General features: G+C 42.6%; 14 protein-coding genes. All 14 read right to left on the bottom strand.

Translation table 11 applies throughout. The features are described from left to right. Window positions 1-162: 162 nt before the first annotated feature. Window positions 163-819 carry a (d)CMP kinase gene (cmk, locus tag PGZ10_RS08375; protein ID WP_270541122.1) on the bottom strand — a complete coding sequence of 219 codons (657 nt, stop codon included), beginning with the start codon at window positions 817-819 and terminating at the stop codon, window positions 163-165. A 78-nt stretch (window positions 820-897) separates the two neighbouring features. Further along, window positions 898-2,130, bottom strand: coding sequence for an NAD(P)/FAD-dependent oxidoreductase (locus tag PGZ10_RS08380; protein ID WP_008369201.1), 1,233 nt, complete (start codon window positions 2,128-2,130; stop codon window positions 898-900). After that, window positions 2,127-3,026 (bottom strand): MurR/RpiR family transcriptional regulator, encoded by a 900-nt coding sequence (locus PGZ10_RS08385; protein WP_270541124.1) that lies wholly within the window; start codon window positions 3,024-3,026, stop codon window positions 2,127-2,129. The genes PGZ10_RS08380 and PGZ10_RS08385 overlap by 4 nt, the downstream gene beginning before the upstream one ends. A 47-nt stretch (window positions 3,027-3,073) precedes the next feature. Next, the gene (locus PGZ10_RS08390; protein WP_118217743.1) at window positions 3,074-3,835 is read right to left on the bottom strand and encodes a hypothetical protein; all 762 of its coding nucleotides are present in this window, start codon (window positions 3,833-3,835) and stop codon (window positions 3,074-3,076) included. Beyond that, window positions 3,828-4,928 (bottom strand): AAA family ATPase, encoded by a 1,101-nt coding sequence (locus PGZ10_RS08395; protein ID WP_118217742.1) that lies wholly within the window; start codon window positions 4,926-4,928, stop codon window positions 3,828-3,830. Before PGZ10_RS08395 ends, PGZ10_RS08390 begins: the two co-directional genes overlap by 8 nt. Window positions 4,929-5,005: 77 nt before the next feature. Further along, window positions 5,006-5,785, bottom strand: a complete 780-nt coding sequence (locus PGZ10_RS08400; RefSeq protein ID WP_270541125.1) for a hypothetical protein — start codon at window positions 5,783-5,785, stop codon at window positions 5,006-5,008. A 110-nt stretch (window positions 5,786-5,895) separates the two neighbouring features. Then, window positions 5,896-7,305 (bottom strand): oxaloacetate decarboxylase subunit alpha, encoded by a 1,410-nt coding sequence (locus tag PGZ10_RS08405; protein ID WP_008369206.1) that lies wholly within the window; start codon window positions 7,303-7,305, stop codon window positions 5,896-5,898. A gap of 182 nt (window positions 7,306-7,487) precedes the next feature. Continuing rightward, window positions 7,488-8,639 (bottom strand): sodium ion-translocating decarboxylase subunit beta, encoded by a 1,152-nt coding sequence (locus PGZ10_RS08410; RefSeq protein WP_008369207.1) that lies wholly within the window; start codon window positions 8,637-8,639, stop codon window positions 7,488-7,490. A gap of 36 nt (window positions 8,640-8,675) precedes the next feature. Further along, entirely contained in the window at window positions 8,676-9,041 is a 366-nt protein-coding gene (locus PGZ10_RS08415; protein ID WP_008369209.1) for a biotin/lipoyl-containing protein, read from the bottom strand. Window positions 9,042-9,068: 27 nt separating this feature from the next. Beyond that, a complete protein-coding gene (locus tag PGZ10_RS08420) occupies window positions 9,069-9,848 on the bottom strand; it encodes an OadG family transporter subunit (protein ID WP_008369211.1) in 780 nt (259 codons plus the stop codon). Between the two features lie 14 nt (window positions 9,849-9,862). Beyond that, on the bottom strand, window positions 9,863-11,299 hold the full coding sequence (locus PGZ10_RS08425; RefSeq protein WP_270541126.1) for an acyl-CoA carboxylase subunit beta: 1,437 nt from the start codon (window positions 11,297-11,299) through the stop codon (window positions 9,863-9,865). 178 nt (window positions 11,300-11,477) lie between these two features. After that, window positions 11,478-12,716, bottom strand: coding sequence for an amidohydrolase family protein (locus tag PGZ10_RS08430; RefSeq protein WP_270541127.1), 1,239 nt, complete (start codon window positions 12,714-12,716; stop codon window positions 11,478-11,480). 574 nt (window positions 12,717-13,290) lie between these two features. After that, window positions 13,291-14,370: a M24 family metallopeptidase gene (locus tag PGZ10_RS08435; protein WP_055247096.1), complete on the bottom strand. Its 1,080-nt coding sequence runs from the start codon at window positions 14,368-14,370 to the stop codon at window positions 13,291-13,293. Between the two features lie 11 nt (window positions 14,371-14,381). Next, window positions 14,382-15,485: a hypothetical protein gene (locus tag PGZ10_RS08440; RefSeq protein WP_022219910.1), complete on the bottom strand. Its 1,104-nt coding sequence runs from the start codon at window positions 15,483-15,485 to the stop codon at window positions 14,382-14,384. Between the last annotated feature and the right edge of the window lie 42 nt (window positions 15,486-15,527).

Genomic DNA, 15,527 nt, shown 5'->3' on the forward strand with positions numbered 1-15,527 from the left:
ACTTTTCGCGCAAAAAAGCCATTAGCTTTGTGTACTTTTTTCCTAAAAACTAATGACTTTTTAATTATTTATCGATTATTGTATTTTCAATTATAGATTTTTACCCTTTCCATACAATAATCACCTTTTTTTGCTGCTGCAATCTGATTTCTGACAGATTTTCTACTTTGTCAGTGCAATAATTGCCTTCACCACATCGTCAATTCCCATCTCAGAGCTGTCGATCAGCGTTGCATCTTCTGCCTGTTTGAGCGGTGCGATCTCTCTTGTCATATCGCGCTCGTCTCTTTCCTGGATATCCTGCCTAATCTGTTCAAAATCACAGGCTTCTCCTTTTCCTTCCAGTTCTTTGAACCGGCGCATTGCGCGGCATTCTACACTTGCAGTCAGATACACTTTAACGTCCGCATTCGGAAGTACATTGGTTCCGATATCTCTTCCATCCATAACGACATCTTTTTCTTTTGCAAGATTCCTCTGCAGATCCAGAAGCTTTGCACGGACTGCCGGTACTGCCGAGCTTACGGATGCCATATTTCCAACAGCTTCCTCTCGAAGCTCTCCAGTGATGTTCTCTCCATTTAAATATACCTGCTGCACACCGTCTTCGTAGCCAAGCTCTACCTTTGCATCTTCGCATGCTGCCTCGATCTTCTCTACTTCTCCCGGTACGATCCCTTTTTTCAGAAAATGCACGGCAAGTCCGCGGTACATTGCCCCGGTATCTACATAGATGAATCCCAGTTCCTTTGCAACCAGTTTTGCGATCGTGCTCTTTCCGGCACCTGCCGGTCCGTCAATTGCGATATTATATCCCATTTTATATCCTCCCTGTTTCACTCACATTTCCTGTTTGCGCCATCTCTGGATTGCTGTGCGATATCTATAATCCAAAAACTACCAGATATTACTTCCTGCCGCATATGCAGTCGACCATGCGATCTGCAGATTGAATCCACCGGTCAGTGCATCCAAATCCAGCACTTCCCCTGCAAAATACAGTCCCTGTACCAGCTTTGACTCCATCGTAGACGGATTGACTTCTTTGACTTTTACGCCACCCCGTGTAATAATTGCCTCTTTGAAATCTCGAAGCCCGGTCAATGTCACAGTAAAATGCTTGATCAGATGGACGAAATTCATCCGCTCTTCTTTTGTGATCACATTGACCTTCTTCTCCGGATCAATGCCGCTTAAGTGGATCATGACCGGAAGTAATTTTGCCGGAAACAGTCCGGTAACTGCATTTTTAAACTGTTTATTATGGTTCGCATCAAATTCCCGCAGCACTCTCGCATCCAGCTGCTCTTCGGAAAGTGCCGGTTTCAGATCGATCACAAGCTTTAACTCATGCTTTTTCTGCAGGATTTTACCTACATAGGCACTCGCACTGATAATCAGTGGTCCGCTTACTCCAAAGTGGGTGAATAACATTTCTCCGAAATCACTGTACAGCTCTTTCTTTCCGTCATAGACCGTTGCCTGGACATTCCGGAGGGAAAGCCCCATCAGTGCCGGAATGTACTCTTCTCTGACATTCATCGGAACCAGGGAAGGTGCAGGTTCGGTGATCTTGTGTCCCATCGCTTCTGCAAAGCGATAGCCATCTCCGGTGGAACCTGTTGTCTGATAGCTGACACCACCGGTTGCGATAATGCAGGCATCCCCTTCTTCTTTGCTTCCATCTGCCATGACAAGATAGGAAAATCTTCCATCCTCTGCCACAACCTTTTCTACATTGGAATAAAGATGGATGTGTACTCCATTTCGCTTCATTTCCAGCTCCAGTGTGCGGATAACATCCGAAGAATGATCCGACTGCGGAAATACACGGTTGCCACGCTCTGTCTTCAGACGCAATCCTGCATTTTCAAAGAAATCCATCACATCCTGGTTGGTAAATCCGTAAAAACTGCTGTACATGAATTTCTCATTGGATACCATATTCTGGAAAAGTTCATCTACGTCACAGGCATTGGTGACATTGCATCTGCCTTTTCCCGTGATGAAAAGCTTCTTTCCAAGTTTTTCATTTTTCTCAAATACGTGGACTTCATTGCCATTTTTCGCCGCAAAGATCGATGCGAACATACCGGCAGCTCCGCCCCCTACGATCAGTACTTTACTCATTTGATCCTTACCTCATCTTCTACAGGCTCCAGCTCATCTCTGGAATAAACCTGATATTCGTCCCAGATGTCCTCCAGTGTCTCCAGCGTCTCGATGACATCATCCTGCTTCTTCATGCAGAGTGCAACCACCAGTGCATTGATCACACTGAGCGGTGCAACCAGGGAATCTACGATAGATGCCATATCACTCTTGGCGATCAGATTGCAGGAGGAATAGAGATTCATCGGTGAATTCACACTGTCGGTCAAGGTTATTACCTTTGCTTTCCGGTTGCTGGAAAATTCCAGTGCTTTTAAAGTACGCATGGAATATCGTGGAAAACTGATCCCGATGATCACATCTTCTTCCCCGATCCGGATCAGCTGCTCAAAAATCTCGCTGGAACTGTTGGTATCGACCTCTACCACATCCTCACAGATCAGATTCAGATAGAAAGTCAGGAATTTTGCCAGCGGTGCACAGCTTCGGATTCCGATCACATAAACCTTTTTTGCCGCAAGGATCGTATCCACCGCCAGCTCAAATGCATGATTGTCCACAGATTCCAATGTCTGCTTGATCTTCTCGATATCAGACTGCAGAACCGTCGCCAGGATCTCGCTCCGGTCGATCCGTCCGTAGGTCACTTCCATACGCTGGATAGAATTCAGCTTGGTACGCACCAGCTCTCCCAATGCTTTCTGGAATTCGGGATAGCCTTTATATCCAAGCTGTGTTGCGAAACGGACAACCGTTGATTCGCTGACACCGACTGCCTCTCCCATCTTTGCAGCCGTCAGGAAGGCTGCTTTATCATAATTTTCTTTGATGTAATCCGCAAGCCGCTTCTGTCCCTTGCTGAACTTCGGATATCTCTCATCAATTCTAATCAGTAACTCATTTTTTGTGCTCACAATTTGCCTCCAGTATCATTTGACAAGGGACGATTCCTCGTCCCCTGTTAAGCTTCCCATATAGACTCTCTAAAATATTCATAAATAAACAATGGAAAACTATTGATAATTCCTATTTTTCCATTTTTTATAAATTTAGTCTTTTGAAAATCATATAATCTGTCCTGAGTCAGCTCATTAAATAAATCATTTCTTTCAGGCAATTCATATCTTCCTTTTATAATACAGTTTAGTTTGCGTAAACTGTTTCGGCATAAATCATACCAGTCATTTTTCGATAAATGTCTGAAATCCTGATATTTTTTGATTTCATGAACTGTTTTCTTATATTTTTTGATATCATCAATATCAAGCATACATCTGCGATAACATTTTTCTTCTTCAAATGCGTATTGATCCCTTAACGACTCCACCATTGGATAATTAATATACAGCTTTCCCAAATCTGTCTCTTCATTAAATGTATTTAACATTTCTTCCAGAATATCTACATCTTTTTCTTTCGCTTTCAGATTATTATTATGGCCATCATAATCAAAAAACAAATATATTTCCATAAAATCATTTCGTTCAAAACCTTCCAGTACTTTTTTCGCCTCTTTATTCGACTCCCTTAGTACTTCAATTACATCGGTCTCAAACTCGTCCTTCTTTAATTGTTTCCACAACATGTAAATATTTTCTCCTGCCGGAAACGTAATCGGCACAAGCTCGCATTGTTCCGAGAAAAAGATTTGATTCAAGTTCCATACAAGCTGCTTTTCTGTCCGTTCACCCTCATAAATAATCGCTATGTATTTTTTAATCATCAAATGCCCCCGCATTATAAAGCTTTTGCAAATTATGTGCTTTTCTCAATTCCTTATTGGTTGCTTCACTGAATGATTTAATCTTTCCGTTCTGGATACGCAAATAACAATCTGGTCGAAGCAGATCATTACTCATGATATCTGTATTATGTGTTGTCAGTATACTTTGTGTCTTAGGAAGTTTCAAAAGTTCTTTTACAACTGCTGTTGCAAGATTATTATGATAAAATGCATCAAATTCATCAATAAACACAAGTGATACATTTTCCAAATGCATCAGCCAATAATAAAACAATGTCAATGAACATGTTCCTCGCGAAGCCACACTATAAAAATTCACTTCTCGCTTACCAAATTTACAGAACAATTGTTGTTCACCTTCTATTTCTTTAGCTACTAATTCATATTCTATACCTAATTCGTGTAAGAACTCCTGAAAATCTTTTACCTTATTACGTTTGATAATTCCCTGTGCAATTTTTTCAGTGCCGTTATAATATCCTTGATAATCATTTTTTTCCAAAGAACTGAACCAGAGCATCCGATCGACAAATCTCATGAATTTAGTAAATACTATACATTCTTCTGTGTTCTTCAAAACTGTATTATTAGAAACATATTTTACAAACGAAATGTTCTTCTCTGTCAGATTTGTATTCAATGTCTCTGCCCCTGCCAGCAGTACCTCTCCTTCATGCGTTTCATAATTATATCTCAGATAAATATCTCCATTGATCCAGACCTTTTCTTCCAGTAACTTTTGTGCACTTTCTTTTTTATACCAATATTTCAAATTTCCTTCTTCAAATTCAAATTCGTAATAAAACTCAGTCGGCTCATCTTTTTCCAGATTCCCATATAACCGATAGAATTCAAAATTTCTTTCTTTATCTGTTAAGTGTAAAATAATATCGAATAAAGCATATCCCAGATTACTTTTTCCGCTCGCATTTTCCCCATATACGAGTGCGGTTTTTATCGTCCTATTATGAACTGCTTTATCACTAAATCCATAATTATTTATTTTAGATAAATCAAGCAATAAGTCCTCTTTAAAATTTTTAAAATTTTTCAGCCAAAACTTTTTTAACATTGCCTTCTTTCCTCCTGTCTTTTCATATTACACCAAAAAAAAGGCATTTACAATATTCATCCGTAAAAAAACTACAGTTATATATCATAAATTCCCTTTAAAAAAAGTTTTTTTAGCTGGTACACTGTTTTTATTTCTTTTTCTATCCCATTTATCATTTTTATCATCTTTCCTCCGTTTATGTAATAGTAATTATCCAATGGTGCAATACATTCATCTATCCAACAGCTTCTTCTCGCAAACACTATAATCTGAACCTCTGAATCTATACCTTCTTTTTTTATTCTATCTATTTCGCTATCATCCACATCATCAATAATTTTTATTTTCGTTCTCTTACTATTTCTTTTCAAATATTCTTTCTTTAAATCATTTCTCACCTTGTTCCATTCCACAGACTTGTCATTTTCCGTAACTTCAACAACATATTCCTTTTGTTGAAACATATTCATACATTTTTCTAAAATCTCTGTTTCTCTTTTCAAATTTTTTACTTTTGCATATTTAACTGATTTTTTTATCATATCTATAGGCACGTTTACTTCATTCATTAAAATAAATTCAAAAAGCATTTTTTCTATTTTAATGCATCCACAATAGATCCTCCCATTCTTTTTCCGCTCGTATACTATTTCAATTTCTATATCTTCTATTAAAAATATATATTTGAACTTTCCATTATTTTCTATATATTGATTTTTCAAATCTTGTTCAGTAATAATATCTTTTAATGCCATACACAATGTAGTTTTTCCAGCTCCACATTTTCCAAATACGCACGAAATGCCCTGATTCCATTCTATTGATAATTTTTCTATAAAATTTCCATAATTTTCTACTTCAAAACAAGACAGCATTTAACCATTTCCTTTTTTATTGACTTCTTATTATAAATTATATGCCTGTCCTTTTTTTATATGAAAAGAACAGCTTTTTTTGCCAAAAAGCTGTTCTTACTAATATACTATTATACCGGATAACTTCCGTCTTTTGCAATTGTAGCATCTACTTTCTTCTCCTGTGCCTCGCGGTATTTGAAGAAGTCTGTAGCTACCTGTGGGAAGAGTGCGTAGCTGAGTACGTCTTCATCCTGCTCTTTGTACTGTTCCATCTCTTTTTCAAGAGTTCCGAGTTCATCCGGGATCAGGTCTGCCGGACGGCATGTGATAACTTCCGGATTGTCTCCGAGTACTTTCTGAACAACATCCGGGTTGAACGGTTTAACAGTTGCACCGTATTTTCCGCTCAGGATGTCTTTCGTCTCTTTTGTTGCCATCTTGTAGCGTTCGCCCATCAGGACATTGAATACTGCCTGTGTACCAACGATCTGTGATGACGGAGTAACCAGCGGTGGTTCACCAAGGTCTTTACGAACTCTCGGTACTTCTTCAAGTACGTCGTAGAACTTGTCTTCTGCTCCCTGCTCTTTGAGCTGGGAAGTAAGGTTAGAAAGCATTCCACCCGGTACCTGGTACAGAAGAGTCTTGATGTTAACACCAAGGTTCTTCGGATTGAGAAGTCCGCTGTCAAGTGCTTCGTCACGGATCGGACGGAAGTAATCAGCGATCTCAGCCAGAAGACTCTGGTCAAATCCTGTATCATAAGGTGTTCCCTTGAATGTCTCAACCATAACTTCTGTTGCCGGCTGAGAAGTTCCAAGTGCGAACGGTGAAATAGCGGTATCGATCACGTCTACACCGGCTTCAACTGCTTTTAAGTATGTCATTGAAGCAACACCTGATGTGTAATGTGTATGCAGCTGGATCGGGATATCAACAGCTTCTTTTAATGCTCCGACAAGTTCTGTTGCCTTGTACGGAAGAAGAAGACCTGCCATATCTTTGATACAGATAGAGTTTGCACCCATATCTTCGATTCTCTTTGCGATGTCTACCCAGTAATCCAAGGTGTAAGCATCTCCAAGTGTGTAAGAAAGCGCGATCTGTGCTTCTGCTTTCTCAGCGTTAGCTGCTTTTACTGCTGTCTGAAGGTTTCTAAGGTCATTCAGACAGTCAAAAATACGAATGATATCGATTCCGTTTGCAACAGATTTTTTAACGAAGTATTCTACTACATCATCTGCGTATGGACGGTATCCAAGGATGTTCTGTCCACGGAAGAGCATCTGAAGTTTGGTATTCTTGAATCCGTCACGGAATTTACGAAGTCTTGACCATGGATCTTCATGCAGGAAACGAAGGGATGCATCAAATGTAGCTCCGCCCCAGCACTCTACGGAATGATATCCGACTTTGTCCATTTTATCTACGATCGGAAGCATCTGTTCTGTGGTAAGTCTTGTTGCGATCAGGGACTGATGCGCATCACGCAGAACTGTTTCCGTAATCTTAATCGGTTTCTTTTCAATTGCTGCCATTATATCTTCCTCCAATTATTATAAGGTTTATTAAGCTCCAGGATTGTTATCTCACTGTCAGATACGCGCTGCTCGCAGCGCTAAGGAAACCTGACGGTTTCCTTCTGTGCCTGATGACACAGTCTGACATTTCGATAGCAACCGCGATTTGCCCTTGCAAGCAAGCAAATCGCTTCCTGTTGCTACATTACTCCGAAAATAGCCATAAATGTTCCGGCTGCTACGGCTGTTCCGATAACTCCGGCTACGTTCGGTCCCATTGCATGCATCAGAAGGAAGTTGGTCGGATCTGCTTCCGCTCCTACTTTCTGAGATACACGGGCTGCCATAGGTACGGCAGATACTCCGGCTGAACCAATCAGCGGATTTACCTTGCCATGTGTGGCTACGCACATCAGTTTTCCAAACAGGACACCTGCTGCGGTACCGAATGCGAATGCGATCAGACCAAGTAGTACGATCTTCAATGTGCTGACATTTAAGAATGCCTCTGCACTTGTAGTAGCACCTACAGATGTACCAAGCAGGATAACTACGATGTACATCATTGCGTTGGATGCGGTCTCTGTCAGCTGTCTTACAACACCGGATTCTTTGAACAGGTTACCAAGCATCAGCATACCTACCAGAGGAGCTGTTGTCGGAAGAATCATACATACAACGATGGTTACGATGATCGGGAACAGAATTTTCTCAAGCTGTGTAACCGGACGAAGCTGTCCCATTTTGATCTTTCTTTCCTTCTCTGTTGTGAGAAGCTTCATGATCGGCGGCTGGATGATCGGAACCAGTGACATGTACGAGTACGCCGCCACGGCGATCGGTCCCATCAGAGCCGTCTGCTGGAGCTTACCTGCAAGGAAAATGGATGTCGGTCCGTCTGCTCCACCGATGATGGAGATAGCAGCTGCTGCCTTATCAGAGAAACCAAGAGCCATCGCGCCAAGATAAGCTGCGAAAATACCAAACTGTGCTGCCGCACCGAGGAGGAAGCTCGCCGGGTTGGCAATGAGCGGTCCGAAGTCAGTCATCGCACCGACACCCATGAAAATAAGTGACGGGAGAATAGACCACTCATCCAGCTGGAAGAAGTAATACAAAAGTCCGCCCGTTCCGTTAGCCGAATCTTCTGCATGAAGCATGATATCCGGGTAAATATTTACCAGGAGCATACCAAATGCAATCGGTACAAGCAGAAGCGGTTCAAACCCATGCTTGATTGCAAGATAAAGGAAAAAACATGCAACTGCGATCATAATGTAGTTACCCCAAGTCAGGTTGAGGAACGCAGTCTGCTGCACGAGGTTTCCCAGTGTGTTAGTGATATATTCCATGTTATAACCTCCTGTTTTTCAAAAGGATGTTGCTCCTTAGTTCAATGTAGCCAGTGTCTGTCCTGCTTCTACTGCATCACCTACTGCTACATCGATACTTGCAACTGTTCCGTCTTCCGGAGCTACAACAGGAATTTCCATCTTCATTGCTTCTACGATAAGAACTGCATCACCGCGGGATACTTTCTGTCCTACGCTTGCTTCGATCTTAAATACTTTTCCGGCCGCACCTGCTTCTACCTTGATGCTTCCAGCTCCGGCTGCTGCTTTTGGAGCTGCCTTCGGTGCTGCTTTCGGAGCTGCCTTTGGTGCTGCTACTGGTGCTGCAGCTGCTCCGTTTCCGTTTTCTTCTACTGTAACATCATATACGTTGCCGTTAACTGTGATTGTATAGTTTTTCATCTTTAAATCCTCCTGATTCTATTCGCACTATGCATTCCATTTGTTTGATTTTCTTCTCTTGATAGAACGTACTACAAATCCGTCTGTAGTAGTTCCTTCTGCTGCTGCGATCGCTGCTGCGATAACTGCAACAAGTTCGGTATCATCCATTTCTTCTGCTTCTTCTACAGCTGCTGCCACTGCCGGTGCCGGTGCTGCCTTCGGAGCTTCTTCTTTTTTCTTCTTGGATGTACCGTTAAGTAATGCAGGAACGTATTTGATCAGGGAAATGATAAAGCTCATGAAAATAAGCATTACGAATACAGTTCCCATACCAAGTAATGTGTTAAGTCCCGCTTTTTCAAGGATTTCGCTCATGCCGTAATGAGCATTGACTGTAAATGATTCCAGAGTCATATTCTCATCGAATACGAATTCCAGGTCTGCACTTCTGTCAGAAAATGTTGCCGGTGCAGTTACCGTTACACCTGTAGAAGACGCCTCGAATTCATAGTCTTTATGGCTTTCATAATCGCCGCATTCTTCCAGGGATGCTTTCCATCCTTCCAGTGCAGTTGCGAAAGTGTCTGCTTCCATCTGCACACCGGTCTGGCTTTCAAACTGTGCCATCAGATATCCCTGATTCCAGTCTGACATCTCTGTGATCTGGTCGCTTGTGATGGATCCGCTCTCAATGATATCAAAAACAGCATCACAAGACTGGATCAGTGTATCTTTGTCATAGCTGACGGTCTTGGCATTTCCGCAGCCTGCAAGGCCGAGCACAAGTACCAGAACTGCGACTACTAAACTAATCTTTTTCTTCACTTTGCTTCACCTCGCTAAATTGTTCCGTGTTTTTTGGATGGTCTTTCTTCCCTTTTTGTAAATAACATCTCAAATGCACCGATCACATATTTTCTGGTATCTGCCGGTTCGATGATGGTATCTACATATCCTCTTCCAGCTGCGGAAAGCGGGCTTGACTGAAGTGCTTTGTATTCTTCTGTCTTTGCTTTTAATGTATCTGCATCTGCATCTGTGTACATGATCTTCACAGCCATGTCTGCTGCCATCATTCCGATCTCAGATTCCGGCCATGCGTATACCATGTCTGCTCCGATTGCTTTGCTGTTCATTGTCACATATGCGCTTCCAAATGCTTTACCTGTGATCACATTGACTTTTGGTACAGTTGCATCTGCAAATGCATAAGTGAGAGCTGCCATCTCTCTTGCAAGGTTCTTTTCTGAGCATGCAGTTGCCTTGAGTCCGTTTACGTTTGTAAGTGTGAGTACCGGAATTCCGAATGCATCACAGAATTTAACGAAAGCTGCTGCTTTCTTGCATCCCATTGCTGAGAGTGTGCCGTCGAATTCTTCTGCTGTGTTGCCTTCTTCATCGTATACTTTTGAGCGGTTGGCAACAGCACCTACTGTCATTCCGTTCAGGCGGATGAATCCTGTTACCATATCTTTTGCATAAGCTTTCTTTGTCTCAATGAATACACCATTGTCAGAGATCATAGAAAGAGCAAGTGCTGCATCTTCTGCTGCATTCTCAAGATCTGCACATACTCTGTTCAGATCATCTGTGCATTCATCATATGCATCGTTGTCTTCGTTGTTAGCCGGAAGAATTGCTACGAGTGAGCGGATCTCGCCAAGAATTTCTTCTTCGCTTCCTACGCCGTCAACGATTCCGGATTCTTCACTCTGGAATTTTGCGCTTGCTGTATCGCATTTGTCCGCGGTGTTGCCCGGAATAGTGTTCGGAGAGTTTACGAATAATTTTCCGTTCTCTGCCATGAATGTAAAATCAGAAAGTGCTGCTGCCGCTGCCAGTCCACCACCGCAATTGCCGAATACTGCTGTGATCTGTGGAATTACGCCAGAAGCCATAGCCTGTTTGTAATAGAAGCTTCCGAATGCGTTCAGTGCGTCAGTTGCTTCCTGAAGACGAAGTCCTGCGCAGTCGATCAGACCGATCACCGGTGCGCCCATCTTCATTGCCATATCATAAATGTTCGCAATCTTCTTTGCGTGCATCTCGCCGATGGTTCCGTTAAGTACAGATGCGTCCTGGCTGTATACATATACCAGGTTTCCATCGATTACACCGTAACCTGTGATGACGCCATCTGTCGGAGCTTTTTTCTCCTGCATGTTGAAATCTGTTGCTCTTGCAGTTACCTGTCCACCGATTTCAACAAAGCTTCCCTCATCGAGCAAATTGGCAATTCTTAAGCTCGCCGGGTTTGATGATGTTGTGTTGCTCATAAATCTAGCCCTCCATTTTTATAAATTTAATAATTAAATCAAATTTTCTGCCGTGTATATTATACTTGCTTTTTATGCAATACGCAACTGTTTTTGATAAGTTTTCTCTTATTTTGTTAAATTTTCGACAAGTAATTTTCACGTGCAAAAAAAGCCTCTGCAACGCAGAAGCCTTTTCTTACATAAACATATTCCCTGTTCCAACATAACGGATTCCGTCTTCAAAGACTCTTTTTCCGCCAAGTGTAACAAATTTTACATCTTTTAATCTGGTGATATCCCTGCTTAAGTCACCGCCAACTACCAGAAGATCTGCATCCAATCCTTCGGCAACAAGTCCGCGTTCTTTTTCCACACCCAGAACCTTTGCCGGATTGGAAGTTGCCACCTGTACTGCCTGCACCGGTGTAATTCCGTATTCCACCATATATTGCAGTTCTCTCGGAAGCGGTAAGAGCGGAGAATGATACATCACCATATCGGTGCCGGCAAGAACCGTCACACCCGTATCATAAAATTCTTTAAAATGATCCCGGTACGCTTTGTATGCCGGTTCAAAGAATTCATAATTTGCCATCTCTTTTTGCATGACCGGATCACTGACCGGTGCATCGCCATTCTTCTCGATATTTTCCTTGCATAGTTCATAGAGATAAGTATATGCCATGATAGTCGGTGTCCAGGCAATACCTTTTTCTGCCATCTGCTTTGCATGATCCAGCGTCATAAAGGTTCCATGTTCGATCGTGTCAAATCCGGCATCAATGCACATCTGGATCCCCGGATTGGTCCCGGCATGTACGCCACACTTGATTCCTCTTCTGTGACACTCATCCACCGCCGCATCCAGTTCTTCCTGGGTAAGCTCCGGATACGGTTCGCGGTTGGTGGTCAGAATCTTCACCCATTCCGCACCGTCACGCACCTGCTTACGGATCTCTTTACGGATTGCCCACGGACCGTCCATTTCCTCTACCTCTTCCCAGGCATGCCCGCCCGTCATGCAGATTCCGGTATCCGTATGCACGATTCTCGGGATCACGACAAATCCCTTCTTTTCTGCCAGTTTCAGATTCTTGCATACACCATGTGCTGAAGACATATCCCGCACCGTGGTGATCCCTCTTTCAAATGCAGACTGCGCATGCTGCAACGCATATAACATGATCAGCTGTGATCCATAATTAAAGCTGTCCGGCTGGGAATAGCCGTATGCAAGATGCGCATGCATATCCATAAGTCCCGGAAGAAGTGTCGCATCACCATACTCCTTAACTTCCTCCTGCGGAAATTCTTTCAGCAGCTCTTCTTTTGGTGCGATTTTTCCGATCTTGCCGTCCTCTCCAATATAGACTGCCTTATCCGTAAGAACGGTCTTTCCATCTCCTGTAATCAGATATTTCGTACTGATAATCATCCCTTGGTCCCTCTTTTATTCCTTTATTTTTCAAATACACGCAGCCCTTTCATGCTGCCTCTCTCCCGTCGCATCCATTCTTTAACTTTTTAAAGCGCAACCATCTTGAAGTGTATTATACTTGTTTTTTCAAACCGACGCAACCGTTTTCCACAGAATCTGTTAAATATTTTGCATTTTTTAATCCGTTTTACGTCCAAAACTTTATACGGATACACTTGCACTTTTCATTTTACTCACAACATCGTTTAACAATCAATATTAAAATTTTGTGATTCCCAGGTCTGCGTCCAAAGATTACAGCGGCAGATTTAAAAAAATATAGGGGTGAAGGCACTTATTGTGCAATGGAGATGAGACTCAAAAATTGTGGAAGCCTCTGCTGACACAATTTTCGCTTCCAGAGGCTCATCTGAATGGTTTGCACAATGGACTTCACCCCTATATTTTTTTATCTGCCTCACTACCTCCCTTTCGCAGACCGTCCCCACAAAAAAGAAAATCCTTACCCAGCAAATCACCAGATAAGGATTTCCTCAATTCTTTATACTTTTTTAGGATGACAACATTCTTATTACAGTGTGATCAGAGCATCTGTAATATTTGTAATTCTGCGGTATCCATCTTCTGTGATCAGGAAATCATCTTCCTGACGGACTCCGCCGATTCCCGGAATGTAAATTCCAGGTTCGATCGTATGAACCATTCCCGGCTGAAGGGTCACTTTACTGCCGGTACAGATATACGGCTGTTCATGAATATCCAGTCCGAAGTTGTGTCCCGGACCATGTGGAATATGATAGCCTGCATCTTCTACTACCTTCACGATGATATCTCTGAGCTCGCCCATAACCATTCCCGGTTTCAGGCTGTTCTGACCAGCATCCTTTGCTTTTCTGACTACGTCAAACATCTTGTAAAGCTCCGGATTTTTGGCTTTCCCTACTGCAACAGTACGGGTAATATCCGAGCAGTATCCGTGATAATAAGTTCCGAAATCAATCGTCACAAAATCACCAAGCTGGATTTTTCTATCGGATGCTGTCGCATGACAGTTTGCTCCGTTATCCGGACCAGATGCTACGATCGTCTCGAAGCAGAATCCGGAGCCGCCACGGCTTCTGAACTGATATTCCAGTTCATTTGCAATATCGATCTCTGTAACGCCCGGTTTGATCACATCAAGCAGTGCATAGAAAGATCTCTCTGAAATCCGGCATGCCTGTTCGATCGTCTCGATTTCTTCCGGTGTCTTGATCGCACGTAAAGGTTCTACATAAGACCCTTCGGAAACGAATTTGGTATCAGGCGCCTGACTTACCAGATCCTGATAATCATCAAACGTAAGATCTGCTCCACAGATTGCACACTGTTTTACCCCTGCTTCTGCCGCCAATTTACCGGTCTGGCTGAAGTAATTCAGTCCTTCACCGTAGACAACAACTTCAAATCCTTCTGTTTCCTGTGCGGCCTGGAATTCAAACCGTCCGTCGGTTACAAAATAGTTTTTCTTTTCTGTCAAAAGCAGGACTGCAACTCCATATTCTCCGGTAAAGCCGGTCAGATACTTAATGTCGCTGCCTTTGCTGATCACAATTCCGTCATGACCATTTTTCTTTACAGCATCTACAATTTTCTGTATGCGTGTATTCATTGTTCCATCTCCTACTGAATGAAATCCCAGTTGAATTTCATATTTTCATCATATGATTTGTATGGTTTTCCATCAATATCATAGATGTTTACATTATAATGCCAAGGTTCCGGAAGTGTCTTCTCCGGATAAATGTGCTTCATCAGCTCATATCCTTCCGGATCATAGACCTTCAATTCCTCTCTTGTGTTGACCGGTCCGCGGATACCATCCCATCGTCCGTCAACACCTTCCTGCATGACATTGAACCAGACAGTACTTAAGGTTGCAAAATACTCTTCGTAATTGCTGATCGCATAAGTGTCCGGCCACAAACCATTGTCGCTGGCATGCTGATATGCTTTCCGGATCATGTCTGCAAGCGTCTGGTCTTTCAGACCATTCATTCCAACCAGATGGATCGCATGTCCAAATTCATGCACAAGGATCATCTCATTTGGATAACTGGTTGCATATCTTCCGGTTCTGAGACGGATCACATTTGCCTCTGAAATAGAGGATGCCGGATTCGTCATCTCACCGCCGTAACCTGCCACGTGACGGGTTGCAAGCAGATATCCCATTCTGTGTTCCGGGACATCATATGCATTCTCAAGCAGTCCGAACACAGATACCTCTGCACCTCTGCGGACAAGCTCTTCTGCTACTTCCGGGATCTTTTCAAGCATCATATCAATAATTGCAAGTGCTTTATCCACTACAGCCGGTGTTGTTTTTTCTCCGGCTTTTACTACAATGCCGGAGGTTCCTTTTTTGCGGACTACATAGTATGGCTGATACACGGTCTGGTAGACCTTTTCATTGTCTGCCGGTCTGTCTTTTACATCAGTCAGCTTTCCGACAACCTGTACGGTAACCTCTCCTGCACATTCCGGATCAACCGGATGAACCAGGGAAAGTGTGGTACGCATGGATTCTTTCTGGTATACCGTACCATAATCCCATGTCATATCACTGGTCCAGTGTACCAGCTCCTGTACTTCCCCTTTGTATTTTACCAGATAATCGTTTTCATTATCAGCGCGGCGCATCTGTTCGCCCCAATAAATCTCAATTCTTCTGTCATCGATCAGAATGACTTTTTCGACCGGTGCATAATTACAATTCTCTGACATTTATTTTTCATCCTCCTGAAACATAAACTTATTCTCTGATCT

It is taken from the genome of Coprococcus sp. AF102-57, from assembly GCF_027686195.1.
Classification (GTDB): Bacteria; Bacillota; Clostridia; order Lachnospirales; family Lachnospiraceae; genus Allocoprococcus; species Allocoprococcus comes.

What these genes read in the sequence shown, in the direction of transcription:
- cmk (WP_270541122.1), bottom strand. Translation starts at nt 819, where the DNA reads ATGGGATATAATATCGCAATTGACGGACCGGCAGGTGCCGGAAAGAGC.
- PGZ10_RS08380 (WP_008369201.1), bottom strand. Translation starts at nt 2,130, where the DNA reads ATGAGTAAAGTACTGATCGTAGGGGGCGGAGCTGCCGGTATGTTCGCA.
- PGZ10_RS08390 (WP_118217743.1), bottom strand. Translation starts at nt 3,835, where the DNA reads ATGATTAAAAAATACATAGCGATTATTTATGAGGGTGAACGGACAGAA.
- PGZ10_RS08395 (WP_118217742.1), bottom strand. Translation starts at nt 4,928, where the DNA reads ATGTTAAAAAAGTTTTGGCTGAAAAATTTTAAAAATTTTAAAGAGGAC.
- PGZ10_RS08400 (WP_270541125.1), bottom strand. Translation starts at nt 5,785, where the DNA reads ATGCTGTCTTGTTTTGAAGTAGAAAATTATGGAAATTTTATAGAAAAA.
- PGZ10_RS08405 (WP_008369206.1), bottom strand. Translation starts at nt 7,305, where the DNA reads ATGGCAGCAATTGAAAAGAAACCGATTAAGATTACGGAAACAGTTCTG.
- PGZ10_RS08410 (WP_008369207.1), bottom strand. Translation starts at nt 8,639, where the DNA reads ATGGAATATATCACTAACACACTGGGAAACCTCGTGCAGCAGACTGCG.
- PGZ10_RS08415 (WP_008369209.1), bottom strand. Translation starts at nt 9,041, where the DNA reads ATGAAAAACTATACAATCACAGTTAACGGCAACGTATATGATGTTACA.
- PGZ10_RS08425 (WP_270541126.1), bottom strand. Translation starts at nt 11,299, where the DNA reads ATGAGCAACACAACATCATCAAACCCGGCGAGCTTAAGAATTGCCAAT.
- PGZ10_RS08430 (WP_270541127.1), bottom strand. Translation starts at nt 12,716, where the DNA reads ATGATTATCAGTACGAAATATCTGATTACAGGAGATGGAAAGACCGTT.
- PGZ10_RS08435 (WP_055247096.1), bottom strand. Translation starts at nt 14,370, where the DNA reads ATGAATACACGCATACAGAAAATTGTAGATGCTGTAAAGAAAAATGGT.
- PGZ10_RS08440 (WP_022219910.1), bottom strand. Translation starts at nt 15,485, where the DNA reads ATGTCAGAGAATTGTAATTATGCACCGGTCGAAAAAGTCATTCTGATC.